Source organism: Nannocystis pusilla, assembly GCF_020073745.1.
Lineage (GTDB): Bacteria > Myxococcota_A > Polyangia > Nannocystales > Nannocystaceae > Nannocystis > Nannocystis radixulma.
This window is the reverse complement of sequence record NZ_JAIRAU010000001.1, coordinates 461,735-486,846: the sequence shown is the minus strand read 5'-3', so window position 1 is coordinate 486,846 and position 25,112 is coordinate 461,735. Positions and strand designations below refer to the sequence as shown.

The 25,112-nt window shown below is 73.7% G+C and carries 20 protein-coding genes; 8 read left to right on the top strand and 12 right to left on the bottom strand.

Annotation, left to right across the window (positions count from 1 at the left end; all coding sequences use genetic code 11):
- Positions 1–57: 57 nt before the first annotated feature.
- A complete protein-coding gene (locus K7C98_RS01965; protein WP_224189763.1) occupies positions 58–807 on the bottom strand; it encodes a patatin-like phospholipase family protein in 750 nt (249 codons plus the stop codon).
- A gap of 7 nt (positions 808–814) precedes the next feature.
- Positions 815–4,009: a hypothetical protein gene (locus K7C98_RS01960; protein WP_224189762.1), complete on the bottom strand. Its 3,195-nt coding sequence runs from the start codon at positions 4,007–4,009 to the stop codon at positions 815–817.
- Positions 4,010–4,274: 265 nt separating this feature from the next.
- Here K7C98_RS01960 and K7C98_RS01955 point away from each other — a divergent pair, with 265 nt between their 5' ends.
- Entirely contained in the window at positions 4,275–4,634 is a 360-nt protein-coding gene (locus tag K7C98_RS01955; RefSeq protein ID WP_224189761.1) for a hypothetical protein, read from the top strand.
- Between the two features lie 100 nt (positions 4,635–4,734).
- Here K7C98_RS01955 and K7C98_RS01950 read toward each other — a convergent pair whose 3' ends face one another.
- From K7C98_RS01950 to K7C98_RS01940, 3 genes are all read right to left on the bottom strand, one after another.
- Positions 4,735–5,529, bottom strand: a complete 795-nt coding sequence (locus K7C98_RS01950; RefSeq protein WP_224189760.1) for a CorA family divalent cation transporter — start codon at positions 5,527–5,529, stop codon at positions 4,735–4,737.
- 116 nt (positions 5,530–5,645) lie between these two features.
- The gene (locus K7C98_RS01945; RefSeq protein ID WP_224189759.1) at positions 5,646–7,289 is read right to left on the bottom strand and encodes an ATP-binding protein; all 1,644 of its coding nucleotides are present in this window, start codon (positions 7,287–7,289) and stop codon (positions 5,646–5,648) included.
- A 53-nt stretch (positions 7,290–7,342) separates the two neighbouring features.
- Complete coding sequence (locus K7C98_RS01940) at positions 7,343–7,822, bottom strand: hypothetical protein (RefSeq protein WP_224189758.1); 480 nt, start codon at positions 7,820–7,822, stop codon at positions 7,343–7,345.
- Positions 7,823–7,911: 89 nt separating this feature from the next.
- On the opposite strand from K7C98_RS01940, the gene K7C98_RS01935 reads away from it, so the two are divergent.
- Positions 7,912–9,075 carry a cytochrome-c peroxidase gene (locus K7C98_RS01935; protein ID WP_224189757.1) on the top strand — a complete coding sequence of 388 codons (1,164 nt, stop codon included), beginning with the start codon at positions 7,912–7,914 and terminating at the stop codon, positions 9,073–9,075.
- Positions 9,076–9,148: 73 nt separating this feature from the next.
- Here K7C98_RS01935 and K7C98_RS01930 read toward each other — a convergent pair whose 3' ends face one another.
- Positions 9,149–9,598, bottom strand: a complete 450-nt coding sequence (locus tag K7C98_RS01930; protein ID WP_224189756.1) for a c-type cytochrome — start codon at positions 9,596–9,598, stop codon at positions 9,149–9,151.
- 70 nt (positions 9,599–9,668) lie between these two features.
- On the opposite strand from K7C98_RS01930, the gene K7C98_RS01925 reads away from it, so the two are divergent.
- The 4 genes from K7C98_RS01925 to K7C98_RS01910 all read left to right on the top strand — a co-directional run bounded on the left by K7C98_RS01925 (position 9,669) and on the right by K7C98_RS01910 (position 14,275).
- Positions 9,669–10,346: an RNA polymerase sigma factor gene (locus K7C98_RS01925; protein WP_224189755.1), complete on the top strand. Its 678-nt coding sequence runs from the start codon at positions 9,669–9,671 to the stop codon at positions 10,344–10,346.
- Between the two features lie 245 nt (positions 10,347–10,591).
- Positions 10,592–11,269 carry an MYXO-CTERM sorting domain-containing protein gene (locus K7C98_RS01920; RefSeq protein WP_224189754.1) on the top strand — a complete coding sequence of 226 codons (678 nt, stop codon included), beginning with the start codon at positions 10,592–10,594 and terminating at the stop codon, positions 11,267–11,269.
- A gap of 14 nt (positions 11,270–11,283) precedes the next feature.
- Positions 11,284–12,861 (top strand): DUF1592 domain-containing protein, encoded by a 1,578-nt coding sequence (locus tag K7C98_RS01915; protein ID WP_224189753.1) that lies wholly within the window; start codon positions 11,284–11,286, stop codon positions 12,859–12,861.
- A gap of 82 nt (positions 12,862–12,943) precedes the next feature.
- On the top strand, positions 12,944–14,275 hold the full coding sequence (locus K7C98_RS01910) for a DUF1552 domain-containing protein (protein ID WP_224189752.1): 1,332 nt from the start codon (positions 12,944–12,946) through the stop codon (positions 14,273–14,275).
- Positions 14,276–14,387: 112 nt separating this feature from the next.
- On the opposite strand, the gene K7C98_RS01905 is transcribed toward K7C98_RS01910, so the two are convergent.
- The 5 genes from K7C98_RS01905 to K7C98_RS01885 all read right to left on the bottom strand — a co-directional run bounded on the left by K7C98_RS01905 (position 14,388) and on the right by K7C98_RS01885 (position 20,371).
- On the bottom strand, positions 14,388–15,575 hold the full coding sequence (locus tag K7C98_RS01905; RefSeq protein WP_224189751.1) for an MFS transporter: 1,188 nt from the start codon (positions 15,573–15,575) through the stop codon (positions 14,388–14,390).
- A gap of 4 nt (positions 15,576–15,579) precedes the next feature.
- Positions 15,580–16,116, bottom strand: a complete 537-nt coding sequence (gene orn, locus K7C98_RS01900; RefSeq protein ID WP_224189750.1) for an oligoribonuclease — start codon at positions 16,114–16,116, stop codon at positions 15,580–15,582.
- A 15-nt stretch (positions 16,117–16,131) separates the two neighbouring features.
- Positions 16,132–17,769, bottom strand: a complete 1,638-nt coding sequence (locus K7C98_RS43300; RefSeq protein WP_263429136.1) for a vWA domain-containing protein — start codon at positions 17,767–17,769, stop codon at positions 16,132–16,134.
- Positions 17,770–18,097: 328 nt separating this feature from the next.
- Positions 18,098–19,381, bottom strand: a complete 1,284-nt coding sequence (locus K7C98_RS01890; protein ID WP_224189749.1) for a hypothetical protein — start codon at positions 19,379–19,381, stop codon at positions 18,098–18,100.
- Positions 19,382–19,405: 24 nt separating this feature from the next.
- Positions 19,406–20,371: a threonine ammonia-lyase gene (locus K7C98_RS01885; RefSeq protein ID WP_224190594.1), complete on the bottom strand. Its 966-nt coding sequence runs from the start codon at positions 20,369–20,371 to the stop codon at positions 19,406–19,408.
- Positions 20,372–20,427: 56 nt separating this feature from the next.
- Here K7C98_RS01885 and K7C98_RS01880 point away from each other — a divergent pair, with 56 nt between their 5' ends.
- Positions 20,428–23,118 (top strand): hypothetical protein, encoded by a 2,691-nt coding sequence (locus K7C98_RS01880; protein WP_224189748.1) that lies wholly within the window; start codon positions 20,428–20,430, stop codon positions 23,116–23,118.
- Positions 23,119–23,218: 100 nt separating this feature from the next.
- On the opposite strand, the gene K7C98_RS01875 is transcribed toward K7C98_RS01880, so the two are convergent.
- Entirely contained in the window at positions 23,219–24,010 is a 792-nt protein-coding gene (locus tag K7C98_RS01875) for a hypothetical protein (RefSeq protein WP_224189747.1), read from the bottom strand.
- 351 nt (positions 24,011–24,361) lie between these two features.
- Between K7C98_RS01875 and K7C98_RS01870 the strand changes: the two genes are divergently transcribed.
- A complete protein-coding gene (locus K7C98_RS01870) occupies positions 24,362–25,051 on the top strand; it encodes a M12 family metallo-peptidase (RefSeq protein ID WP_224189746.1) in 690 nt (229 codons plus the stop codon).
- Positions 25,052–25,112: the final 61 nt, after the last annotated feature.

Genomic DNA, 25,112 nt, shown 5'->3' with positions numbered 1-25,112 from the left:
CTTTGATGAGTGCGAGCGAGCCCGCACGGTCATCGCGGGCGCGTCCCGTCGTCAGCTTCAGCTGCGCGCTGCCAGCCAGCCGGTCATCGCCGTGTGGGCCCGCTTCAGCGCCGCCGGCCCGGCGTCGAGGCGGAACGGCGTCACGCGCGGCAGGTCGTCGATCACCAGCATCCTCCGCCCTGGCCCCACGAACATGTCCTTTGGAACACCCGGCGTCAGCCCGCGCCACGGGCTGCGCGAGCGCAGCGCGTGGTGGAGCGCGCGCTCGCCGGGCTGCAGCGCGCACAGGCCGAGGCGGTCGGCCACTCCGCCGTCGAGCAGCAGGCGGCCCTCGTGGCGCAGCGGGCGGAACATCAGCGGCACCGTGCACGACGCCTGGATCGCCGGCCCGAGCGGCCCGCGGTCGACCGCGCGCACGCGCCTGGACACCACGTCGTAGACCACCGCCGCGAACGGCAGCCTGCAGTCCTCGACGCGGATCACCCCGCGCGCGTCGAGCAGGGAGCGCAGCTTCGCCGCGAACTTGCCGCCCTTGAGCAGCCCGCCGAGCGGCAGGCCCGGGTCCCAGAAGTCGACCCGGCGCAGGCGCAGCAGCTCGTCGGCCAGCTCGGTCGCCGACAGGCCCGAGGCCCACAACCCGCCCGCCAGCGCCCCCGCGCTGACCCCGACGATCCGCCGCGGAGCCAGCCCGGCCTCCTCGAGCGCCTGCAGCACCCCGGTGTGGGCGAAGAAGCCGAAGAACCCGGCCGACAGGGCCAGCGTGAACGGCTCGGCGGCCAGCCAGTCGCGATTGGAGGCGTGTTGCATGGATGACTCAAGGGACATGTGCGTACAGCAAGGCGAGGACACGATACCCGGCCACCAGCTCGTCGGGAAGCCCCGCGCCGTCGAGCCCGCGCTGACGCGCCTCGGCGAACACCTGGGCCAGCGCCAGCGCCGCGGCCGCGAACAGCGCGTCGTTCGGCGCGTCGTCGACCAGCGCGCGCTGGATCTCCGCGTTGCGGCGGCCGAGCTCGATCGACCACGCGCGGCCCTCCACGTTGCCCAGGCGGGCCGCCTGCCACGACAGGATCGCCCCCTCGACCGCCAGCGGCCGCGTCAGCGCCTGCCGCAGCAGCCCCTCGAGCCGGCGCGGGCCCGGGGCCAGCCGGCGCAGCGGGTGCTGCTTCAGCGTCCCCGCGCACATGTCCGCAAGGACATGCCCGTCGAGACCTGGCCGTTCGCGCATGAACTCCGCGACAGGTGACCCGGGCGCCGCGCAGCGCTCGCGGAACGCGTCGAGCCCGGCCCGCTGCGGCGAGCCCGGCGCGTGCAGCAGCCGCTCGCGCAGCGCCGTGCGCACCGCCTCGCGGGCCAGCCGCTTCACCTGGGCCGCCAGGCGCTCGCTGCCGACGCGCGCCCCCTCGCGGGTCAGCGCCAGGCGCCCGCCGATCCAGTCGAGCGGCGGCGGCAGGTCGAGGTCGTTGATGTGCAGCCCGCCGCCCCACACCGCGATCTTGCTCGGGCGCGCCTCGACGCGCAGGGCCCCGAGGTACAGCGCGTCGGCGACCGGCAGCACCGCCAGCGACGTCGGAGCCGCGCCCGCGCGGCGCAGCGGCGCCCGGCTCGTCCGCGTCGCCGGCATCGCCGTCGTCGCCGCGGCTGCCGCCGCCAGCGGATGACCCGCGGCGTGCAACAGCCGCGCCTCGCCCGGCGTCACCAGCAGCACCGGCCCCGCCAGCGCGCGCGTGCTCGACCCCGGCGGCAGCAGCCCCAGGCCCTCGGCGCGGGCGTCCGAGCGCGACACCGTGCGCACCGGATCGAGCGTGCGCGGGTCGTAGCGGGTCCACAGCGCCATGTCGACCACCTCCGGCGCCGCCTGTCCCAGCGCCTCCGCCACCAGCAGGTGGGCCCGCAGATCGGCGCGGGCCCGCGGTGGCCGCGGCGTCGCGATCGCCCGCTCGATCGCACCTGCTCCGAGGACCAGCCGCCGCTGCCCCGCCGCCGGCGCCGGCTGCAGGTGGCCCTCGGCCACCGTCGGCATGTCCCAGAGGACAGGCTCGCCCGCCACCCGCTCGACCAGCGCCCGGCCCTCGCGGCTGAGCGCCCACGGCTCGTGGCGCGGGTCGGGCGAGCGGAAGGTGGTCCAGCGCTGCTTCGGATCTTCGACCACGATCCCGCCGGCGTCGCGACACCTGACGAGCGCCTGCTGCAGCGTCACCGGCTGCCCGGCCATGTCGTGTCCGACCGCCAGCGCCAGCAGCGGCGACTCGTCCCACGCCAGCTCCGCCGCCTCGCCGCCGGCCGCTTGCCGGTAGCGCACCCCCAGCGCCGCCCCCGTCAGCGCCCCCGCCCGCGCGCGCACCAGCGGCAGCTCCCACGGGCTCTTGTGGGCCAGCGCCGGCGCCAGCAGGCGGTCGATCGCCCGCGACGCCGCCGCTCGGCAGCGCTCCGCGATCGCGTTCAGCAGCTCCTTCTCGGCCCGCAGCCCGTCGATCGTCAGCGCCTCCGCCGTCTCGCCGATCAGCTTGGCCACCAGCGTCACCCCGGCGATCGTGCGCCCCGCCTCGCGCACGTGGGCGACCCGGCGCTCGTGGAACAGCAGCGCGATCGCCCCCTCCCCGGCCGACGCGAACCGGTGCACGAACGCCGCGAGCTCGACCCGCAGCCGCGCCCCGGTCGACGTGCGCGCCGTCGCCTCGGCCCCGAGCTCGACCTGTACTGGGGGCAATGCGCTCTTGTACAGGTTTGAAAGGTCAGCTCGCTCGAGCTGCGGGCTCTCGCCGAGCGCGCGCGCCGGCACCAGGCGCGCCTCCGGGATCGCCGCGCGCACCAGCGCCAGCTCCGACGGCCACAGCGCGAACACCCGCGCGCGGATCGACGACGGCACCGACTCGGCGTGGTGGGGCCACACGTACACCAGGTCGCGGCCCTGGCGGCAGCGCTGGATCACCTGCTCGATCGGCGCCGGCCGGCCGCTCAGCGTCGGCACGTGGCGCAGCTCGCTCGGCCACTCGACCACGAACCCGCCGCGCTTGCCCGGGAAGCTGTGCGCGCGCGCGTCGAGCAGCCACGCCGCCAGCAGCTCGCAGTTTGCGTCGAGCGCCACCGACGCCTCGTCGGCCGTCAAGCGCACGCGCGGGCACTCGATCCACCCGGCGAACTCGCCCGGCGTCAGCCCGAGCCGCGTCAGCGCCGGCGCCAGCGACACCAGCCGCACCCCCTCGCGCACCAGCCACGGCCCGCCGAGCTGCGGCTCCCAGCCCCACGTCCCGACCGGCGCGTCGGCTGTCCCGAGAGACACCTTCATCCCCGGCAGCGGCCGGCCGAGCTCGATCCCCTTGCCCGCCGTCTGGGCCGGCTCCGACCCCGGCAGCGCCGCCAGCCACAGCTCCGTCAGCGCCGCCTCGGCCCCCGCCTGGCGCGCCAGCCAGGTCGTCAGCCGGCGCCCGAAGCCCGGCCGCGGCCACCGCACCTCGACCTCGAACGCCTGCGGCGGGCAGCGGCCCGCCCCGCGCTGCTCGCCGTACGGGTCCTGGCCCGCCGCGTGGCTGTCCTTCCGGACGTATCGCACCGCCCCCGCCGCCGTCCGCACCTCGACCGCGATCGGCCCGCCGGCGAGCGCCTCGTTGACCCCCGCGCCGACCAGCCGGCGCCACAGCGAGGCCGAGGAGCCCGCGGCATGCCCTGCCTCTTCGGACATGTCCGAATCACCATCCGCCGCCGCCAGCACCAGCCCGCGCAGGTCGACCTCCGCGTAGTCGAAGCCCGCCGTCGAGAACGCCAGCGTCAGCACGCGCACCTCGCCGTCGTCGCACTCGCGGGCGAAGCCTCGCGCCCTGAGGGCCACCGCGTTGGCGGCCCGCACCAGCGGCAGCGTGAAGTGCCACGCACCCGGGCGCGGCAGCTCGCGCAGGCGCAGCACCGCCTCGGTGCGCGCCACGGTGAACGCCCGCAGCGCCCCCGCGTCGCCCTCGGCGCGGCAGATCCGTCCGAGCGCCGCGGCCACGCTCGGGTGCAGCTCGCTCACGCCCGCGCCTCCGCGCGCCGCGAGCCGTCCGCCGTCGTCCCCCGCACCGTCACCGCGCCGAGTCTACCGCAAACCCGCGCCCTCGCGCCGAACGCGGCGATCTCGTCGCCGCGCAGCCACGCCTCGCGCGGGCGAGCACGACCACGGGCGACGGCGCGATGCATACGCTCACAAGCCTCGCGGCCGCGCTTCCTCGCACCTCGCGGCGAGGCGACTGCAATGAACCCCGGTGGGCGGCCGGTCACGTCGCGACTATCCTCGCCGCATGAAGAAGATCACTGTCCTGTTTCACGCGCCGATACCGGTCGGCCATCGCGTGCAGGTCGTCTGGTACGAGTGCCTGCAGGGCGGAATCTTCGGCGCGACGTCGGCGCTCCTCGAGCACGAGCCCCAGATCATCGACCTCGTCACCGGCATCGAGTACGTCTCCGACAAGCTGACCGGCACTTCCGGGGAGAAGGTGGCCCTCAAACCGCTCGCGGTCGGTCCGGGGGTCGATGCGCGGGCGAAGCCGAGGTACCAGCTCGTCGGCGTCGTCCAGCGCTGTCGCATCATCAACCACCGGACCTTCGGAGAGCCCGAAGTACAGACCGAGCTGACGATCGCCCCGCAAACCGAACCGTGAGCCAGGCGAGCTCGCGCGAGCGTTCCAGCCGACCGGGACCTCGAGGTTCTGCAGCGCACCAGCGCCTCCGAACCGCCTGTCCCTTCGGACGTTTTTCTTCTCAGCGCTTGCCCTTGCCGGCCTTGGCCTTGCCCTTGCCCGGCGGCTTCGGCTCCTCGGCCGGCTGCGGCCGCGGCATCGACGCCTTGATCCACAGCCCGAACGCGAAGCACAGCGCCAGCGTGATCCAGAACGTCTGCGGCGCCGGCCACGACTCGAGCCCGTGGCGCAGGTTCATGCCCAGCAGCGTCGCCACCGCCGTCACCGGCAGGAACACCGCCGCGATCATGTTGAGGCGGTGGGCCGCCTCGAGCATGTGCTGGGCCCCGCGCGCCTGCTCCTCCGCCTGACGCGCGCTGGTGTAGCGCAGGCCCTCCTGCGCGTGGGCGTGGATCAGCTCGAAAGCCCGCTCCGCGTCGCCGGCCAGGTCGCGCGTCGTGATCAGCCCGCGGTCGGTCTTGGCCGCCTCGCGGGCTTCTTGCAGCGCGCGGTGCATGTTCCGCGCCGTCCGCAGCATCGGCCCGGCCGCCTGGATCAGCGCGAACCACTCGTCGGCGGTGCGGGCATGATCGCCGCGCGTCTCGAGCTTGTTCGCCGCCTCGATGAACGTCTCGACGTGCGCCATCAGCGTCGAGATCCCCGGCGGACCGCCCGCGCTGCACTGCCACGTCCCCTCGGGGTTGCGCCAGAACATCTTCGCCGCCCGTCGCTCCGGCGTCTCCGGGTCGGGCAGCTCGTGCAGGATCAGCAGCACGTGGCCCGCGTGGCTCATCACGCGCTGGCGCCCGGCCTGATGGCCCATGCGCTCGCGAAACACCTCGGGGACCTGCCACTGATGCGGGATCGGGCTCGACATGCGGCGCGAGTATCCGCCGGGCGGCCGGCAAAAAGAAGCCCGCGCCTCCGGTCAGGACCCCGCGGGTCCGACCGCCGATCGTCCACGCGTCGACCCTCGCCGATCGCCACCGCGCATCAATTCGTCGCGCCCGTCACCGCCGCGTCGATCGCCTCCGCCACCCGCTCCGGACTCGGCGCCTCGAGCAGCTGCGCGCGCACGGCCAGCGCCAGCCCGCGGCTCGCCGCTCGCGGCTCCGCGGCGTGGCTCTTCGCCGCCGCGCGCAGCAGCGGCTCGCCGGCGTCGAGCCACAGCGGCGCGCTGCGCCAGGTCGCCGCCGCCACCGGCTGACCTGTCCACAAGACCAGGATCCCCTCGGCCCCGCGTCCGAGCTCGATCCCGACCCCGCCACGCGGTCCCGCCTCCGCCGCCGCCACGTGCAGCCGCACCGGCGCCCCCGCGGCGGTCAGGCCCGCCTCCACCGTCGCGCGCAGGCTCTCGGCCTCGCCGGCGGCCTCGCGGACCAGCGCGCACGAGCGCCCGAGCTCGGCAAGCGCCAGACCTGTCCCTTCGACCAGGCGTCCGAGCCACTCGAGGTCGCCTGTCTCTGCGGCCAGCACCGGCACCCTCGCCGCCGCGGCCGCCGCGAGCAGCCGGTCCGGCGCCGCCTCGCCGCTCGCCGGCGGCGCCCACAGCACCGGCCGCGCCAGCGCCTGCAGCTGCGCCAGCGACACCGCCGCGCCCGCGAGGTCGCGCAGCAGCGCGCGCCCCTCGAGGCGCGCGCCGAGGTGGCCGCGCTCGCGGGCCAGGTGGGCGTGCAGGTACGCGTAGTGGTCGTGGCGGGCGCGGGTCCACGGCCCGGGCTCGGCCGCCGCCTCGGCTGTCTTTTCGACCAGGTGCTCGCGCAGCCCCGCGATCGCCTGCGCGATCTTCCCCAGCACCGCCGCGCGGCCCGGGTCGTCGACCACCTTGTCGCGCGCCATCGTCGTGCGCAGGTGCGGCGAGTCGGCCCACACCTGCAGGTGCTCGAGCGTCGGCCCCGGCGGCGGCTGCAGGTCCGCCAGCAGGTCCGCGGCTGTCCCCTGGGACAGCACCAGCCCGCGCCGCAGCAGCACCGCCTCGGGCGGCACCGCGAACGCCACGTGGATCGCCGAGTCGGCCTGCGCCTCGACCATCGCCAGCGGGCCGGGCGGCGCCGGGGCGTCCTGGATCAGCTCCGGGCCCTCGCCCGAGCTCACGTCTTCGAACGACAGCTCGAGCCGGCAGAACCGGCACCAGCGCCACAGCGAGTCGCGCACCGCCTCGGCGATCTGGGCCCGCTCGGGCGCTCGCCCGCGGCGCAGCAGCGTCACCGTCGTGCCCTCGAACGGCTCGGCGAGCGGCCGCTTGTCGAACCGCCGATCCGGGTAGAACGTCAGCTCCCACGCCTCGCCGGCGCGCCCGGTCTGGACCACCACCGCCTCGGGCTGCCAGGCGAACACGCTGACGAAGCCGATCCCGAACCCGCCGGCCATCGTGCGGTCGTCGGCCTTGCTCGAGGCGAACAGGCGCGTCAGCCCGCCGTCGATGATCGCCTCGTCCATGCCCGCGCCGGCGTCGGCGACCCGCAGCTCGAACACAACCTCGTCGGGGTCCGCCTCCTCGCCGGGGTGCACGTCGAGCGCGACCTCGGCGCGGTCGCTGCCGGCGTCGAGCGCGTTCTGGACCAGCTCGCGCAGGAAGTCGTACGGCCCCTCGAACTGCGCGACCAGCCGGTCGAGCAGCGCCGCGATCGCGCTCACGCCCGACCGACCTGTCGTTTGGGGCCTGTCCTCAAGCGCATGTCCTCAGGTACTCATGTCTCTTCGGCCAGGAGCGCCGCCAGCTCGGGGTCGGCCTGCAGCAGGTCGCGCACGTCGCCGGCGACGTCGAGCTCGAGCGGGCTGGAGATCGCCGGGCGCCCGCGCAGGCCCCAGATCCGCTTCGACTGGTAGCGCACCGCCCCGAGCGGGTCGCCGTGCAGGAGGATGCAGGCGTCGAGGCCGTGATCGGGCTCGCACGACTCGGTGCGGATCTTCACGGACTTGTCGTCCTGCAGCAGCCGCATGCGGGCGCGACCGTCGTGTTCGTCGGGCTGCCACTCGAACAGCTCGAAGGTCCCGCGCAGCAGGGACCCGTGGTAGAGCGCGCCGAACTGCCGCCGGCCCTTGGCCTCGAACACCACGAGCGCCCCGACCACGTCGTCCGCCTTCTTCGGCACGCTCGTCAGCCACACGCGGTTGGTCAGCGGCAGCTGATTCTCGGCGCCGTCACCGCCCCCGCTGCACGCGGCCATGGATGTCAGGGAGACCCCGAAGAGCGCCAGGGTCGCAGTTTGCAGAATGCGCGAAATGCTGGTCACGGTGCGCTATGGTCGCAACAGTCATGGTTCGTCGCAAGCGTCCCGTACCAGTTCCCTGCTCTGGCCCGTTGCTCCTGCTCGGGCTCGCTGTCGCGGCCGCCGGCTGCGAAGGAAGCGCCAACAAGGCCGCGCCGAAGGTCGCGGAGGTCAAGGGCGAGGTCAAGACCGACACCAAGACCGACGCGGCGAAGAAGAAGCCGAGCCGGCCGGTGCCCTCGGCCGCGCAGCTGCTCGAGACCGCGAAGAAGTACTTCGCGCCGCTGCCCGCCGTCGCCGAGTCGGCCAACAACCCGATCACCCTCGAGAAGGTCGCGCTGGGGCGGATCCTCTACTACGACACCCGCCTGTCGAAGAACCACGACCTGTCGTGCAACAGCTGCCACAAGCTCGACGACTACGGCGTCGACCACGAGGCGACCTCGCCGGGCCACAAGAAGCAGCGGGGCGAACGCAACACGCCCACGGTCTACAACGCGGCGATGCACATCTCGCAGTTCTGGGACGGCCGCGCGACCGACGTCGAGGACCAGGCGCTCAAGCCGGTCACCAACCCGGTCGAGATGGCGCTCGCCGACGAGGCCGCCTGCGTCGCCTCGGTCAAGTCGGTCCCCGGCTACGCCGAGCTGTTCAAGACCGCCTTCCCGGGCGACGCCGACCCCTGCAACCCGCGCAACATCTCGCTGGCGATCGGCGCCTTCGAGCGCGGCCTCGTCACGCCGGCGCCGTTCGACGACTTCCTGAACGGCAACATGACCGCGCTCGACTCCGACGCCCTCCGCGGCCTCGAGCTGTTCATCGAGCTCAACTGCGTCAGCTGCCACACCGGCCCGACGCTCGGCGGCACCATGTACCAGAAGCTCGGCGCCGTGAAGCCGTACGAGTCCAAGGACCTCGGCCGCTTCAAGATCACCGGCAAGCCCGAGGACAAGTTCGTGTTCAAGGTCCCCGGCCTGCGCAACGTCGCCAAGACCGCGCCCTACCTGCACGACGGCTCGGCCCAGACGCTCGGCGACGCGCTCGACGTCATGGCCGAGTACCAGCTCGCCAAGGGCAAGCTGTCCGACGACGAGAAGACCTACCTGATCGCCTTCCTCGACAGCCTCACCGGCAAGATCGATGAGGACTACATCAAGCTGCCCGAGCTCCCGGCCAGCGGGCCCGACACCGTCAAGCCCGATCCGAACTGACCTGGCCTCGCGGCCATGTGATTCCCGGCGCGGCCCGGACATGTCCCTGGAGACATGTCCGGGCCGCGCCTCGTCACGGGTGCAGCACCACCTGCGCGGCCGAGTCGGCGTCGAGCGGCGCCGGCCCCGGATCGATGTTGTTGGCCTGGAGGTCGAAGGCCAGGATGTCGAGGTACGCCGCGTCGCCGAGGCTGCCGGGCGCGTTCGGCGGCATGTGGGCCTTCATCCACTGGAACACGTCCCCGGCCGTGCGGAACTCGACGTCGCGCTGGCCGCCGCTCGCCGCCTGCGGCAGCGCCGACTCGCCGACGAGCGCGGGGGCCCGGCCGCCCTCGCCGCTGGCGCCGTGGCAGCTCGCGCAGTGCTCGCCGTAGAGCGCCTGCCCGCGCCGGGCCTGCGCCGCGAAGCTCGGGGCCTCCGCCGGCGGCGTCGCGCCGGCCGAGGATTTCGCCGGCCCGCACGCCGGGGCGAGGGACAGCAGGAGGAGGGACAGGCTCGTGGACAGCGCCGATGTTCGGGTCATGCCCATTCGAGTCGGGACCCCCGCGCGGCGTTACACCGCGCCGCGCCGCTCGTGCGAGACTGCGCCCCGCATGCCTCCCGAGCCCATCGAGCCCCTCAGCGACGAGCAGGCCCTCGCGCGGGTCCGCGCCGGCCAGGTCGACCGCTTCGAGGTCATCATGCGCCGCAACAACCAGCGGCTCTACCGCGCGGCGCGGGCGATCGTCGGCGACGACGCCGAGGCCGAGGACGTCGTCCAGCAGGCCTATCTGCAGGCCTACCTCAACCTCGACCGGTTCGCCGGCCAGGCCCGCCTGTCGACCTGGTTGACCACGATCGCCGTCCACGAGGCGCTGCGCCGGCGCCGTCGCAGCGACCGCGTCGACCTCGCGTGGGACGACGAGCCGCCGCCCGCCGACGCCGCGTTCGCCGACGAGCCCGCGCCCGACCTCGCCCTCGATCGCCGCGCCCTCGCCGACCTGCTCGTGCGCACCCTCGACGCGCTCCCCGAGAGCTACCGCCTCGTCCTGGTCCTGCGCGACGTCCAGGAGCTCGACACCGCCGAGACCGCCGCGTGCCTCGGCTGCAGCGCCGAGGCCGTGCGCGTCCGGCTGCACCGCGCCCGCCAGCTCGCCCGCACCGAGCTGCTCGCGCGCGCCGGGGCCAGCCTGCGCGACGTGTTCGCCTTCGCCGGCGACCGCTGCGACCGCATCGTCGCCGCCGTCCTGGCCCGCCTGCTCGCCGCCGCCGCCGCCGCCGAGCAGGCTTGAATGTTCAGACATGTCCACGAGGACATGCTCATGACGACATGTCCTGGGGGACATTCTCATAACGACGCGGAGCCGCCGCCCCTCGACCGTCCGCGGGCACCGGCGCGGGTGTGACCGCGACATCGCGGTCACACCCGCGCACGCGACCTGTCCTTTCAACCATCTCGACCGCGGCCGGCGGCCGCGTGACCGCGGCATCGGTGTCACACTTGACCGGCCCGAGCGGCCTTGCTACCCCCATCGGCATGCGTTCGCTTATTCTTGGTTCGACTGCTCTCCTGTGCCTCGTCGCCGCCCCGGTGTCCGCCGCCCAGCCCGTCACCACCGGTGAGAGCGACAGCGACATCCCCGTGGCCTCGCTCGCCATCGTCACGCCCGAGACCGGCGCGGTCATCGACGGCTCGCCCGACGCCGTCGTCCCGGTCACCATCGAGTTCGAGATCTTCCTCGGCTCCCAGGTCTCCCTCGTCGTCGACGACCAGGCCCCCGTGCTCTGTTCCGACGACGACACCTTCACGTGCACCCTCGAGGTGACGCTGGCCCCCGGCCTCCACAGCTTGCGGGCCGAGGGCGACAGCGGCCAGTTCCAGGACTCGCACGAGATCTCGATCGAGGTGAAGGACATCGGCGCCGAGACCGAAGGCCCCGCGACCGACAGCGAGACCGGCGAATCCCCCACCGAGACCGCCGGCGACAGCGAGGGCGACAGCGAAGGCGACACCGACCCGACGACCGGGCCCGTCGACCCGAGCGGCGCCACCGGTGCCGACCCCGACGGCAGCACCGACGGTGACACCGATGGCGGCGGCAGCAGCGGCGACAAGGAGGGCTGCGGCTGCAACGCGGCCCCCGGCGCGCCCGACCTGCTCGGCCTCGCCCTCCTCGCGCTCGTCGGCCCGTGGCGCCGGCGTCGGCGCGCCTGATCGCGGAGCCGGCCATGCGACGTCGCGGCTGCACCTGGCGCACACGCGCGCTCGGCGGGGCGCTCGCGCTCGTCGCGTGCGCGCCCGAGGCCGTCGCGCCACCTGTCCCCGAGGTCATGGTCCATCGCCTCACCGCGTTCGAGTACGCCGGCACGGTGCGCGACGTCCTCGGCGTCGAGGCCACGCTCGCGCGCGAGTTCCCCGGTGATCCGCCCGCGCTCGGCTTCGACACCGTCGCCGCCGCGCAGCCGCCCTCGGCGCTGCTGGTCCAGCTCTATCAGCACAGCGCCGAGGCGATCGCCGGCGCCGTGCTGACCTCCGAACCGGCCCGCGCGGCGCTGTTCGTGTGCGAGCCCGATCCCGCCGATCCGCCGCCGTGCCTGCGCACGATCGTCGACTCGCTGCTGACCCGCGCCTGGCGGCGCCCGCCGACCGGGGACGAGCTCGTCCGCTACCTCGCCCTCGTCGACCCGGCCGACCGCGACCCCGGCCTGCGCCGCGTGCTCGAGGCCGCCCTGCTGTCGCCCAACTTCACCTTCCGCTGGGAGCGCGACGGCGGCCCGCCCGGCGAGTCGCACTGGCTCGACGACTACGCCCTCGCCGCGCGCCTGTCCTACTTCTTGTGGAGCAGCGCGCCCGACGAGGACCTGCTGACCCTCGCCATGGTCGGCGCCTTGCAGCACCCGGACACCCTCGCCCGCGAGGTCACGCGCATGCTCGCCGACCCGCGCGCCGGCGGCTTCGTCGACGGCTTCGCCGGGCAGTGGCTGTACTTCCGCGGCCTCGACGACATCTTCCGCGACGCCCACCGCTACCCGCACTACGACGACGCCCTGCGCGACTCGATGCGCGAGGCCATGCGCCGGCGCTTCCGCGAGTTCCTGGTCCCCGGCCGCGACCTCCGCGACCTCCTGCTCGACAGCCACGCCCACGTCGACGCCGAGCTCGCCGCGCTGTACCGCCTCGACGACGACCTCGCCGGCGACGGCTTCACGCGCATCGACCTCGCCGCGCACGAGCGCCGCGGCCTGCTCACCGAGCCGGGCCTCATGACCGTGCTCGCCTATCCGTTCGCCAGCTCGCCGACCCGTCGCGGCCGCTTCGTGCTCGAGCAGCTGCTGTGCTCCCCGTTGCCGCCGCCGCCGCCCGACGCCGCCGCCCAGGCCGGGAGCGACGCCAGCACCGCGCGCGAGCGCCTCGAGCAGCACCGGGCCAACCCCGCCTGCGCCGGCTGCCACGCCGTCCTCGACCCGATCGGCCTCGCCTTCGAGCACTACGACGCCGTCGGCGCCTGGCGGGGCAGCGAGCACGGCGAGCTCATCGACGCCGCCGGCCAGCTGCTCACCGGCGAGCGCTTCGACGGCGCCCCAGGGCTCGCGACGATCCTCGCCGACGACCCTCGCTTCACCCGCTGCGTCGCCACCAAGGTCATGACCTACGCGCTCGGCCGCGAGCTCGTGGCCGACGACGCACCTGTCCTCGAGGACATCCATTCCCGGTTCGTCGCCGCCGGCCGCGACCTCGTCGCCCTCATCGTCGCCGTCGTCCAGAGCGATCCGTTCCGGGCCCGCCGGGCCCAGGAGGCCCCGTGAATTCGGCCTCCACGGCCGCCCGATCGATCATGTCCACAAGGACATGTTCTGTCGCCCAGCCTCACGACCCGCGGGAGGTTTCGTGAAGTCCTCGACCCGTCGCGTCCTCTCGCGCCGCGCCTTCCTGGCCGGCGGCGCCGTCGCGGTCGGCCTGCCGTTCCTCGACGTCATGCGGCCGCTCGCGCGCGGCGCCGAATCGATCGCTCCGCGGCGGCTCCTGTGTTACTTCGTGCCCAACGGCGTCGTCGGCGACGCGTGGTTCCCGGTCCCGCACGCGACCCTGGAGCTGTCGCCCTCGCTGGCCGCGCTCGCGCCCGTGCGGGATCGCGTGCTCGTGTTCAGCGGCCTCGCCAACGCCCCCGGCATGCCTGACGCGCCCGGCTCGCACGCCTCGGGCACGGCCGCCTTCCTCACCGCCCGCAAGGCGCGGCGCTCCGAGGTCGACCTGCACGTCGGCGTCTCGCTCGACCAGCGCTTCGCCGCCGCGATCGCGGGCGCCACCCCGCTCGCCTCGCTGCAGCTCGGTTGCGAGGGCGGTGGGTCCTTCGGCGCCTGCGACATCGGCTTCGGCTGCGCCTATCACCGATCGATCTCCTGGTCGACGCCGACCACGCCCCTGCCCAAGCTCACCTCCCCGCGGCTCGCCTTCGACGTCCTGCTCGCCGGCGACGACCCCGGCGCCGGCGCGGCCGCGCGGGCGGAGCGACGCGCCAACCGCCGCTCCGTCCTCGACGTCGTGCTCGCCGACGTCCACGACCTCGAGGGCGACCTCGGCGTCGGCGACCGCGTCCGCCTCGACGCCTACCTCGACGGCCTGCGCGCGCTCGAGCGGCAGGTCGACGCCCCGGTCGGCCTCGGCGCGTGCAAGGCCGCCGCCTCGCCCGGCGAGCCGGCCGACTTCCTCGCCCACGTCGACATGATGACCGAGCTCATGGTCCTCGCGCTCGCCTGCGACCGCACCCGCGCGCTCTCCTTCATGCTCGGCAACGCCGCCAGCAACCGCGCCTTCCCGTTCCTCGGCGTCGAGGGCGGCCATCACGACCTGTCCCATCACGCCGGTGACCCCGCCAAGAAGGCCGCCCTGCGCCAGGTCGACGCCTGGCAGGTCGCCCAGTTCGCGCGCCTGCTGCAGCGCCTGGCCGACACGCCCGACGGCGACGGCGACCTGCTGCGCTCGACGATCGTCCTGCTCGGCAGCGACGTCGGCGACGGCAACAACCACACCCACCACGACCTGCCGATCGTCGTCGCCGGCGCCGACGACCTGTGGGGCGGCGGCCGCCACCTCATGTACGCCACGGGCACCCCGCTGGCCCGCCTCTACGTCTCGATCCTCCAGGCCCTCGGCCTGCCCGACACCAGCTTCGGCGAGGACGGCGATCGCCCCCTCACCGGCCTGCGCCTCGACGCCTGAGCACCGGGCCATCCGGCCATGTTCTCAAGAGCATGCCCTCAATGACATGTTCATCCAAGCATGTCCCGAAGAACACTCACGGCTTGGCCTCCAGGTCGTTATCGCGGCGCCGTCACCGCGAGCCCCGCAGCGCGGCCTCGACGGCAGGGTCGCGCCACGCGAGCGCCAGCCACAGCGCGGCTGCGAGCGCGAACGCGGCCGCGAGCGCGAAGGCCCATTGCAGCCCGAACTCCGCCGCGTGTCCGGCCGCGCCCGAGCCGACGAAGCGCGCCGCTCCGTAGCACAGCGCCGCGTACAGCCCCTGCACCGAGTTGCGGAAGTCCGGCCTCGCCTTGTGGTCGAGCACCATCGGCGGCAGCAGGTACAGGCTCAGCACCACCGGCCCGTGCAGCACCTGCGTCGCCAGCACCGTCGTCGGCGTCGCCACCACGGCCAGCAGCGCCATGCGCCCGGCCATGCACGCCGCCCCGAACAGCATCAGCGAGCGCACGCTCGCGCGGCGGAGGATCGCCGGCGCCAGGAAGATCCACGGCAGCTCGAACAGCACCCCGAGGTTCGACACCAGCCCCACCCACGCCGGATCGATCCCCACCTCGACCACCAGCCGCGGGTAGAAGGCGTAGAACACGCTGATCGACGCGAACAGCAGCACCAGCGGGGCGATCAGCGCGAGCGTCGGCGGTCGCCGCAATTCGGCCCACGCCGCCGCCGTCGGCACCGCCGCGCTGCGCGGCTCCGGCGGCACCCGGGGCAGCAGGCGCGCGCACACGGCCGCCAGCAGGGCCGCGGCCGCGCTGACCAGCATCGCCGCGCGCCCGCTCGCCAGGCCCGAGTACATCACCGCGAACAGCACGAACGCCGGCGCCATGAAGCCGAGGCTGCCCCACACGCGCAGCGCCCCGTAGGTCGGCGGCGGCGTCCCCGTCGCGCGCGTGCGGGCCATCTCGGCGAACGTCAGCCCGTCGAGCAGCGGCGTCAGCGGCGTGTAGGCCAGCCCGAACGCGGCCGACAGCAGCAGCGCCGCCGCGAACCCTTGGGCCCACGCGAACGCCAGCAGCACCGCGCACGACAGCAGGTAGCCGGCGGCCACCAGCGTGCGACCGGGCAGCTTGCGGTCGGCCAGGGCCGCCATCACCGGCGGGGCGAGCACGACCGCGAGGCCGTAGCAGCCGGTGATCCACCCGATCTGGCTGTCCGGTAACTTCAGGTCATGTCCCAAGAACACTGGCACATAGGGCAGGTATGCCCCGACCACCGCGTACAGCAGGAAGTAGTGCAGCTTGAACGCGGCCGTGCGCATCGGCTCAGCGGAACACGTGCTCGCGGTAGAACCGGAGCTCCGCGATCGACTCACGGATGTCGTCGAGCGCGCGGTGGGTCTCGCGCTTGGCGGGCGCGCTGACGTTGGGGTACCAGCGGCGGACCAGCTCCTTGACCGACGACACGTCGATGTTGCGGTAGCTGAGGTGACCGGTGAGCGCGGGCATGTAGCGGATCAGGAACCTGCGGTCGTGGCCGATCGAGTTGCCGCACAGCGGCGACTTGCCGGGCGGGCAGTGGCGGCGGACCAGCTCGAGCACCTGCGCCTCCGCGTCGGCGAGCGACACCGTCGACGCCTGCACCGCCGCCGTCAGCCCGCTCGCGCCGTGCTGGCGCGTGCACCACTCGTCCATCGCCGCCAGCACCTCGTCGGGCTGGTGGATCACCAGGTCGGGGCCCTCGGCGACGACGTTGAGGTCGCCGTCGGTGATGATCGCCGCGATCTCGAGGATCTGGCAGCGGTCGGGGTCGAGGCCCGACATCTCGAGGTCGATCCACACGAGCGGCGGCGCGGCGTCCATGGCCGCGCGACTCTACTACGGCTCTTGCAGGGCCGCGAGCATCTGCTCGATCTCCGCCAGCTCCTGATCGTCGGGCAGCGCCGCCTTCGCCGCCTTCAGCCGCTCCCACGCCGCGTCGATCGCCTCGGTGTGGCCCGCGTGGTACTGGATGGCCCGCAGCGCCTCGGCGTACGCCAGCACCGCCTCGCCCTTGGCCACCCAGCTCGTGTCGCCGGACAGCAGCTCGGTCAGCTTCCACTCGGCGGTGGCCTGCTTGGGCTCGCCGGTGAGGGCGTCGGTCCAGCCGATCTGGACCGCGATCGCGCCGTTGTGGTCGAGGTCGGCGACGCAGGGGCGGAGCCGGCGGTGCAGCACCACGCGGTCGTTCGGCGCCGCGGTCACGTGGTCCTGGCCGACGACCTCGACGTCGGGCGCCGAACCCACGGCCTCGAGCTGGAGGCCTGGCGGCAGCGTGACGTGGACGTCGACCGACGACGCGGTCAGGCCGACCAGGCCGACGAAGCGCGCGCCGAGCTGGTTCTCCGCCGCCTCCGGGCTGCCGACGTAGACCGAGGGCCCCGCGCCGGCCACGCCGATGGCGTTGATGAGGTCGTCGCGGTACAGCGCCGGGTCGCCGACGCCGACGGCGATCGCGTGGATGCCGGTCTTGAGCGGCTCGTCGGCGGCGCGCTGGGCCAGCAGCAGCAGGTCGTCCTGCGTCGCGGTCGCGCCGCCGTCGCTGATGAAGACCACGCGGTTGATGTCCTTCGGGACATATTGCTGGTCAGCCGCGGCGTAGGCGGCGCTCAGCGCCTGCGTCAGCTCGGCCGCGCCGCCGACGGTGAACGTGTCGATCGCCTGCAGCAGCTTGGCGTCGTTCGGGCCCGACACCATCATCGGCGGCAGCAGCACCGAGCCGATCTGGGACCAGCTGACCACCGCCACCGAGTCGCCGACGCGCAGCTGGGCGGCCAGCACGTGGCTCGCGCTCTTCAGCAGCTCGAGCGCCTTGCCCGCCATCGACCCCGAGTTGTCGAGCGCGAGCGTCAGGTGCAGCGACGGGCGCTCGGTCGCGGTCATCTCCGGCCCGCGGACCGCCACCTGCAGCTCGAACATGTCCCCGAGGTCATCCTGGCTCGCGCGCAGCTGCGCGGCCGCCAGCAGCTGGCCCGGCGGCGCCAGCGGGTAGGCGAACGTGTAATAGTTGAGGAACTCCCACGGCCGCACCTCCACGCCGGTCAGCGAGGGCCACGGCCCGAGCATCGCCTGGCGGGCGTGCGCCGGCGACGACATCGCGTCGGCGTCGCGCACGGCCAGGCGCCACGCGGTCGTCTCGTCGGCGGCGCACAGGTCGGCTTCGGGGACGTTCTGCGGGTCTTTCTCGTCGCTCGGCGACGGCTCGTCGAACTGCGGGGGGGACGGCTCGTCGCCGGTGCCCGAGCTCGAGACCGGCCCCGTCTCGTCGGCGCCCGTCGTGCTGCCCCAGCCGGTCGGCTCCTCGGTGCCGTTGCCGCCCGCCGAGTCGGCCGAGCCCGACGCGGCCCCGGACACGTCGCCGAACCCATCCGTGCCGCTGCCTCCGCTCTGCGCCTCGTCGAGCCCGGCCGCCGACGAACAGCCGGCGAGCAACGCCGACAGTGCCGCGACGCGGACGGTGTCCGCCGCGCGAACCAAGCGACCAGAGGTTGACGAGCACGCAGGGGGGGACCCGCGAAGGGAGGACATGGCGACCTCAGACAAGGAGTAAGATCAGTGGGGGCCCGAAGACCCGAAAAGAAGACCCGAAAAGAAGACCCGAAAAGCAGACCCGGGGAGTAGACCCGGAAAGGCAGTCCCGAGGCTCGGATTTTTGCGCCCAGAGAGCCGAGGGGGCGCGCTGAAATGACGTTCGAGCCTGGCTGCAAGGGGCCGCACGCGGCCCTTCACCAGTATATCGGGCCTGGCGTCGACGCGCCAACCTGCGGCCGTGGGCGGGCGGGCCCCGGCGAGCGCAGACCTGGCGTCACACGGCGGGTCTGCCGAGCACTCTGTCGAGCGCGGCGCGGATCCATGCGATGTGATCGTAGTCGGCGCGGCTGCTGATCGGCTGCGGCGCGACGATCCGCGCGACCACATGTCCGGGTGGGTCATGCGGCTCTGCCGGGCGCTCCACGAGGTGGATCTCCACTTCTTCCGGACACGCGCTGCACCGCGGCAACGCGACCTGGCCCGCGTAGGCGTCCACGCAGTCGCGATAGTGCAGCCCGATGACCTCCGGGGCCTCGACCGCGAAGCCCGAACGGTCGAATTCTCCCAATCGCACCATCACGAGCCCGAGCCCGTGCAAGAAATAGGTCGCCTGCTGCAGCGCCGGCAGGTCGCGCGACAGCCCGTCGAGCTCGAGGTCGACGCTGCCGAAGCGCCGCATGCCGCGGGTCGTGAGGCGGACCGCATCGGGCTGGTGCGAGTCGATGAACGGGACCACGGCGACCTGGTCGGCGATGTTGCCGAGGCTGGCCTGCAGCCGGCGCGCAGCGAACGCCGCCGGCCCGACCGTCTCGAGCGTGTCGGGGTCGTGCACGAGCGCGCCCGTCTCGCCGGCCACCGCCCGCACCAGCGCCTGCAACAGCCGGAGCCCGCGGACCCCGTTTTGGTTGCGGTAGAGCACGCGCAGCAGCACCAGCTGCGTGCGCTCCGGCAGGCTGGTCCGCTCCTCGGGCTCGAGCGCCCGCGTCAGCTCGGGGTCGAGGAGCAGCTTGGCCTCGATCGCCTCGGCCGGCAGCGCCTCGATCTCGAGCCCGAGCAGGTCGGACGTCGCCCACACCCGCGCCGCCGCCTCCGGGTCGCTCGGCTGCTCGTCACTGGCCTTCGGGACAGCTTCGCCCGGCCCGCGCAGCGCGCTCAGGTCCGCGCGCGGCGGCGTGGCCACCAGGTCGAGCAGCAGCTCGACCTCCGCGTCGCCGACGCTCTCGGCGAACATCCGCCGCACGATCGCCTGCAGCTCCTCGCGGGTCGGGGCCGGCCCGGGCGGCCCCGTCAGCAGCAGCACGTAGCCGAACGAGATCCGGTCGGCGAACACGACCCGGTGCGCGGCCGCCTCGGCCCGCCGCACCTCCTCGGCCGTCGGCTCCGGCGACGTCGGCTCCGGCGGCGGCGCCTCCTTCTCCTTCTCCGGCGCCGGGGTCGGCTCGACCGGCGGAGGCGCCTCCTTCGGCTGCGCCTGTTCGACGGTCCGCCCGCATGCCAGCGCGCACGTCAGGACATGTCCCCAAAGACATGTCCGTTTAAACAAGGTCCCTTGCGTCATGTCCTTCACGACCTGTCGCAAAGTTCACACCGTCTCCGCGTGGCGGGCCAGCAGGTCGGCGACCAGCGCCGGCTCGACGTTGCCGCCGGACAGCAGCACCCCGACCCGGCGCCCGCGCAGCGCCCCGCCGAGGGCCGCCGCCACCCCGGCCGCGCCTGACGGCTCGACCAGCACCTTCGCGTGCAGCAGCAGGCCGACCACCGCTCGCCCGAGCGCGGCGTCGTCGACCTCGAAGCTGCCGCGGACCGCTCGCCGGGCGATCTCGAAGTTCTGCCCGCCGACGCGCACCGGCTTGAGTCCGTCGGCCAGCGTCGGCCCGGGCGGCACCGGCACGCGTTCGCCGGCGCGGAGGCTCTGGGCCAGCGCGTTGCAGGTCGCCGGCTCGGCGCTGTAGACCGCCACGTCGGCCGCCTCGGCGACCAGGCAGGCCCCCGCGATCAGCCCCCCGCCGCCGACCGGGACGATCAGCGCGTCGAGCTTCGACCCGCGGGCCGCGACCTCGTCGAGCAGCTCGAGCGTCGCCGTGCCCTGGCCGGCGATGATGTCCGGGTCGTCGAACGGGTCGACGATCGCCCCGCCGGTCTGCTCGCGCACCGCGAGCGCCGCCGCGCGCCGCTCCTCGGACGTGGTGCCCGCGAACACGATCTCGGCCCCGAGCGCCCGCACCCCGGCGACCTTCACCGCCGGGGCGTCGACGGGCATCGCGATCGTCGCCTTGACCCCGAACTCGCGGGCCGCCAGTGCGACCGCCTGCGCGTGGTTGCCGGAGCTGAAGGTGATCACCCCGCGGCCGCGCGCCTCGGGGCTCATGCGGCCCACCGCGTGCAGCGCCCCGCGCGCCTTGAACGCCCCGATCCGCTGCAGGCACTCCGCCTTGAGCCACAGCTCTGTGTCGGCCAGCGCGTCGAGGGCCGGCGAGCGCAGCACCGGCGTCCTCACGACCTTGCCGGCGAGTCGCTCGGCTGCCGCGCGCACGTCTTCGACGGACATCGTCACGCGGGCCAGGCTACACCGGCGGCCGCGGCTTTGGTACGACTCTCCCGCTCGTGGCCTCAAGACCCGTCTTCCGCCCGCCGACGTGGGCGCTGTTCGCACTCGCCGCCCTCGCCGTCGTCGCGCTCAGCGCCTGGTCGATCGCCGCTTGCGGCCCGTGGGACCCGTGGGAGACCCATTACGGTGAGGTCGCGCGCCAGATCCTCGTGCGCAGCGACCCGCTCGACTTGTGGTGGAAGCCCGGCGTCGGCCCCGACGGCAACGCCGAGAACACCTTCTGGTCCAAGCCCGCACTGCCGTTCTGGCTGATGGCGCTCAGCATGAAGCTGCTCGGCGTCGGCCTCGGCGCCGCTCCGGACGAGATGGTGCGGGCGCCCTGGCCGGAGCTTGCGATCCGACTGCCGAGCATGCTCACGGGCCTCGCTTGCGCCGGCTTTCTCGGCTGGTCATGCGCCCGCCTGCTCGCCGCCGCTCGCCCCGACGACCGCGCCCGGGCCACGCGCGCCGGCTTTTACACCGCCCTCGCCCTCGTCACGATGCCGCAGTGGGCCATCGTCAGCCGCCAGGCGCTGACCGACATGTTCTTCGTCGCTCCGGTCACCGTCGCCATGGCCGCCTGGGGCCTCGCCTGGCTCCGCCCCGACCGCCCGCTCCGGCGCCGCCCCCTCGTCGACCTGCTCCCGCGCCGCCTCCGCGTCCGATTCGTGAACCGAGCTGTCGGTCCCGAGGGCCATGTCTCTTCCGACATGCCCGATCGGTCAGCCGCGATCACCGCGCCCGCTGGCCCGCCCCCACCGCGCGCGACCGTCGAGCTTTCATCCCCGTCAGCTTCGCACCGCGCGCCCGCCGATCCGGCCCTCGCCGGGGACGACGGCCCCGCCCGCGCGTCCACCGACCTGTCCTCTCATACAGCCTCGCCCGCCGGGTCATCCTGCGCGCCGCGCGACCTGTCCTCTCCTACAGCGTCGCCGCCGGCGACCGCCGCGCCTCGCGCGTCCGACCTGTCCGCTCATCCAGCCCCTTCTCCCGCCGATCTGTCACCCGTCGACGCAGCTCGCGCGCCGGACCAGTCCGCGCTCCCCGCCGCGGACGACGCGCGACGCGTCGAACTCACGGCTGGGCTCGCTGGCCGATCTCCCGCCTCCGGCTGGCGCGCGCGGCTGGCAGCCTTCGCTCGCCGGGAGCTGCCGTGGGACCGGGCGTACCTCGGCTTCCTCGTCCTCTTCCTGCTCGCCGTCGTCGTCCCGATCGTCGCCCTCGACCTCCACGTCAGCAGCGACTACACCGTCGCCCGCGTCTCCCGCTTCGTGAAGAAGCCCGGCGTGCCGAACTTCGGCACGCTGGTGAAGATCCACCTCGTCATGCTCGGCTACGCCGCCGTGGCGCTGCTGGTGCTGCTGCGGACCCTGCGCTGGCGCACGCGCGCGCAGGCGTGGATGGGCGTCCTCTACATCGCCGCCGGCGTCTCGCTGGTCGGCAAGGGCATGATCGGCCCCGGCCTGGTCGGCCTGCTCGTGCTGCTCCACCTGCTCGTCAGCGGCCGGCTCACGTTCGCCAACCTGTGGCGCTGCGGCCCGCTGACCGGCCTCCTGCTGTTCGCCCTCGCCTCGCTGCCGTGGCACCACGCGATGTGGATCTACCGCGGCGACTCGTGGCTCAACGAGCTGATCATCGTCAACAACCTGGCCCGCTTCGGCAGCGGCGAGCAGGACCAGGCCGTCGGCGGCTTCGCCTACTACCTGCGCACCCTCGGCATCGCCGCCCTCCCGTGGTCCGCCGCCCTCCCCGCCGCCCTGTGGGCCGCCGCCCGCCGCCTGCGCCCCGAAGATCCTGCAGGACATGTCCCCAGCGACATGCTCTCTCCGACAGGTCCTCATAGACCTGCCCCTTCGGCCAGCCCGAGCACCATCGCCACGATGGACGTCGACCTCGCCGACCCGGCCCCCACCGCACCGCACCCGGCCTCCTCCTCCTCCGAGGTGTGGCGCTTCGCCCTGCTGTGGTTCTGCGCCACGCTCGCGCTGCTGACCACCAGCGTCACCAAGTACTACCACTACCTCCTGCCGGCCCTGCCCCCGTTCGCCCTGCTGCTCGGCTTGTGGCTGAGCGAGCCGGCCCCGCCGGTCCGCGACCGCAAGCTCGCCTGGGCGGCCGCGGGCCTCGGCACCGTCCTGCTCGCGCTCGTCCTGCGCGACGCGATCGTCGAGCCGGCGTGGATCACCCACCTCACGACCTACCTCTACGATCACATGTGGCGCAACGGCGCGCCCGAGACCACGGGCCTCGTCGCCTGCGCCTTGCCGTTCGCGCTCGGCCTCGGGCTGTGGGCCGCGCGGCGGCAGCAGGCGGCGCTCGTCGCCATGCTGCTGGCCGGCTTCATCACGCTGCACTACACCCTGAACAGCTACTTGCCCGCCGTGTCGGAGCACTGGTCGCAGCGCACCGCGCTCCGCCACTACTACGACCACCGCGGCCCCGACGACCCGCTGGCCAGCTGGTGGTTCTACTACCGCGGCGAGACCTTCTTCACCAAGGCAGCGGTGTGGGTGCGGAAGGAGGCCGACCGCGAGGCCCTCGGCGAGCTCGTCGACGCCAACCGCGGCCAGGGCCGGAGCGTCTGGCTCATCACCACCGGCAGCCACAGCGCCCGCGCCAGGAGCTCGCTCCCCTCCGACGTGCGGGCCAAGGTCGAGGTCGCCTACGAGAACGCCCACTACACCCTGCTCAAGATCCCTGTCCCCTAGGACCTGTCGCAACGGTCAGTGAGCTCTCGCCTCGCCCTCCGCGTCAGCAGCATGTCCCATGGACCATGCCCTCACGGACATGTCCTGAAAAACATGTCCTTCAGGCCCGCAGCGCCGGTCGCTCGCGCGCCGGGGGCAGCGCCGCCACCACCTCGCTCGCGCACGCCTCGAAGCACTTTTTAAAGGCCGTCTCCTGCGTCGTTTCGAGCTGCTTGGCGGCGGTGCGGCGGGACAGGCCCTTGCGGTGGGCGTCGAGGGCCAGCGCGTAGCTGGCCTCCGGCAGGGACAGCCCGGCCCGCATGTTCCGCAGGTCGATCCCGCAGCCGCCGCCGCAGCAGGCGTTCTCGAACATATAGGCGCCGTTGGCCACCCACACCCCGAGGCCGAGGGAGATCGCCGCCAGTTCGGCCGCCGCCTCGCCGTCGATCTGGGCGACCGCCGGCGACGGCGTCGGTTGTATCCACAAGCCGATCCGTCCCAGCTCGCGCGCCAGGTTGCCGAGCAGCAGCGTCGGCGCCTTGAACACCTGCGGCATCACCACCAGAGCGAGTTCGGACCCGCGCACGAACGTGTGGATCAAGTGTCCCGCGGGATCGCCGAGCACCTTGAAGCCCGGCGGTACTGCCGCGGAACCGGCTCCCGGCGGCGCCAGCGTGATCTCGACATCGCCCTGGCCGATGTGTTCTTGTGCCACGCACACCAGGTCGAACAGCGCGTCGAGGTCGCGCGGCGCGGCCTTCTTCAGCGGCGACTCGGACACCCACTGCTGCTTGCGGGCGGGTGGGCCGAGATGCGCGACCACGGCCGCGAGGCTCTGCGCCAGCCAGGTGCGGGTCTCCGGGTCAGGGACGAATTCTGGAGCCTTCGCGGCCCGCTCTCCGAACTGCAGCATGTCCAGCGCCAAGATAGCAGCACCCGCGCGCGCTCGCAGGTCCGCCGTGACGTCCGCGGCCTTGCGGCGGCGTCACGTACGCGAATCGTGGGCCGCGAACACGCCTGCGGACCCGGGCCGCAGGACCGCGAGCACGGCCGCCGGAGCCGCGGATTCGGCGGCGCGAGCACGGCCACCCGAGAGGCGCGGACACCTGTGTTGCTCGCGGCACCATGACGACGAGGACCCGAGGTCTCCGTTCGCTGCACGCTCGTGTTCACCCGTGCGATGTGCTGCGCACCCCTCGGTGCGCACCGCGCAGTTTTCTTCCGCTGCGTTTCGGGTACTGTCGATCCTCGGGTGATACTGGCCTTGCGTCTTGGTCGGCACGTCGGTCCGCGCTTCGCAGCGCTGGCGGTCCTCTTGTTCACCGCGTTGTGGCTCACGCCCGTGCGCGCGGCCGACAAGCACGTCGTCCCCGACATCCGCGGCGAGTCGCAGCCCGACCTCCGCGCCGGTCTCCGCCTCGTCCGCCTCCCGCTGACGGTCCACGTCGCCACCGGCGGCGCCAAGGTCGTGTTCGACCTGCGCCGCCTCAACCGCGCCGTGTGGCGCGCCAACGAGGCCCTGCGCGCCTCCGGCATCGAGGTCTACATCGCCCGCGTCGAGCTCCTGCCCGACGGCTTCGCCTCGATCCGCCACCGCCGCGATCGCCGGCGCCTCGCCACCTTCGCCCCGCCCGACGGCACCGTCCACGTCTTCCTCGTCGGCAACCTCGAGCTCGGCGGCTCGCTCCGCGCCGACCGCAGCGTCCGCGGCCTCCACTGGCGCTACCGCGGCCTGCTCGGGCGCATGCGCAACCGCGAGTACCTCATCGTCAGCAACGACGCCCCCGCCACCACCTTCGTCCACGAGCTCGGCCACCTCTTCGGCCTCGAGCACGACACCTCGCACCAGAACCTGATGTGCTCCTGCCGCCAGGGCCCGCGCCAGATCTTCACGCCCGCCCAGGGCCATCGCATGCGCACCGGCGCGCTCGCCTTCGTCGCCCGCCAGCCCTGAGCTCCTGCTCCCGAGAACATGCCCGGACGAGCATGTTCTCCTGGACATGCTCTCCACGACA

What these genes read in the sequence shown, in the direction of transcription:
- K7C98_RS01965 (WP_224189763.1), bottom strand. Translation starts at nt 807, where the DNA reads ATGCAACACGCCTCCAATCGCGACTGGCTGGCCGCCGAGCCGTTCACG.
- K7C98_RS01955 (WP_224189761.1), top strand. Translation starts at nt 4,275, where the DNA reads ATGAAGAAGATCACTGTCCTGTTTCACGCGCCGATACCGGTCGGCCAT.
- K7C98_RS01950 (WP_224189760.1), bottom strand. Translation starts at nt 5,529, where the DNA reads ATGTCGAGCCCGATCCCGCATCAGTGGCAGGTCCCCGAGGTGTTTCGC.
- K7C98_RS01940 (WP_224189758.1), bottom strand. Translation starts at nt 7,822, where the DNA reads ATGGCCGCGTGCAGCGGGGGCGGTGACGGCGCCGAGAATCAGCTGCCG.
- K7C98_RS01935 (WP_224189757.1), top strand. Translation starts at nt 7,912, where the DNA reads ATGGTTCGTCGCAAGCGTCCCGTACCAGTTCCCTGCTCTGGCCCGTTG.
- K7C98_RS01930 (WP_224189756.1), bottom strand. Translation starts at nt 9,598, where the DNA reads ATGACCCGAACATCGGCGCTGTCCACGAGCCTGTCCCTCCTCCTGCTG.
- K7C98_RS01925 (WP_224189755.1), top strand. Translation starts at nt 9,669, where the DNA reads ATGCCTCCCGAGCCCATCGAGCCCCTCAGCGACGAGCAGGCCCTCGCG.
- K7C98_RS01920 (WP_224189754.1), top strand. Translation starts at nt 10,592, where the DNA reads ATGCGTTCGCTTATTCTTGGTTCGACTGCTCTCCTGTGCCTCGTCGCC.
- K7C98_RS01915 (WP_224189753.1), top strand. Translation starts at nt 11,284, where the DNA reads ATGCGACGTCGCGGCTGCACCTGGCGCACACGCGCGCTCGGCGGGGCG.
- K7C98_RS01905 (WP_224189751.1), bottom strand. Translation starts at nt 15,575, where the DNA reads ATGCGCACGGCCGCGTTCAAGCTGCACTACTTCCTGCTGTACGCGGTG.
- orn (WP_224189750.1), bottom strand. Translation starts at nt 16,116, where the DNA reads ATGGACGCCGCGCCGCCGCTCGTGTGGATCGACCTCGAGATGTCGGGC.
- K7C98_RS01890 (WP_224189749.1), bottom strand. Translation starts at nt 19,381, where the DNA reads ATGACGCAAGGGACCTTGTTTAAACGGACATGTCTTTGGGGACATGTC.
- K7C98_RS01885 (WP_224190594.1), bottom strand. Translation starts at nt 20,371, where the DNA reads ATGTCCGTCGAAGACGTGCGCGCGGCAGCCGAGCGACTCGCCGGCAAG.
- K7C98_RS01875 (WP_224189747.1), bottom strand. Translation starts at nt 24,010, where the DNA reads ATGCTGCAGTTCGGAGAGCGGGCCGCGAAGGCTCCAGAATTCGTCCCT.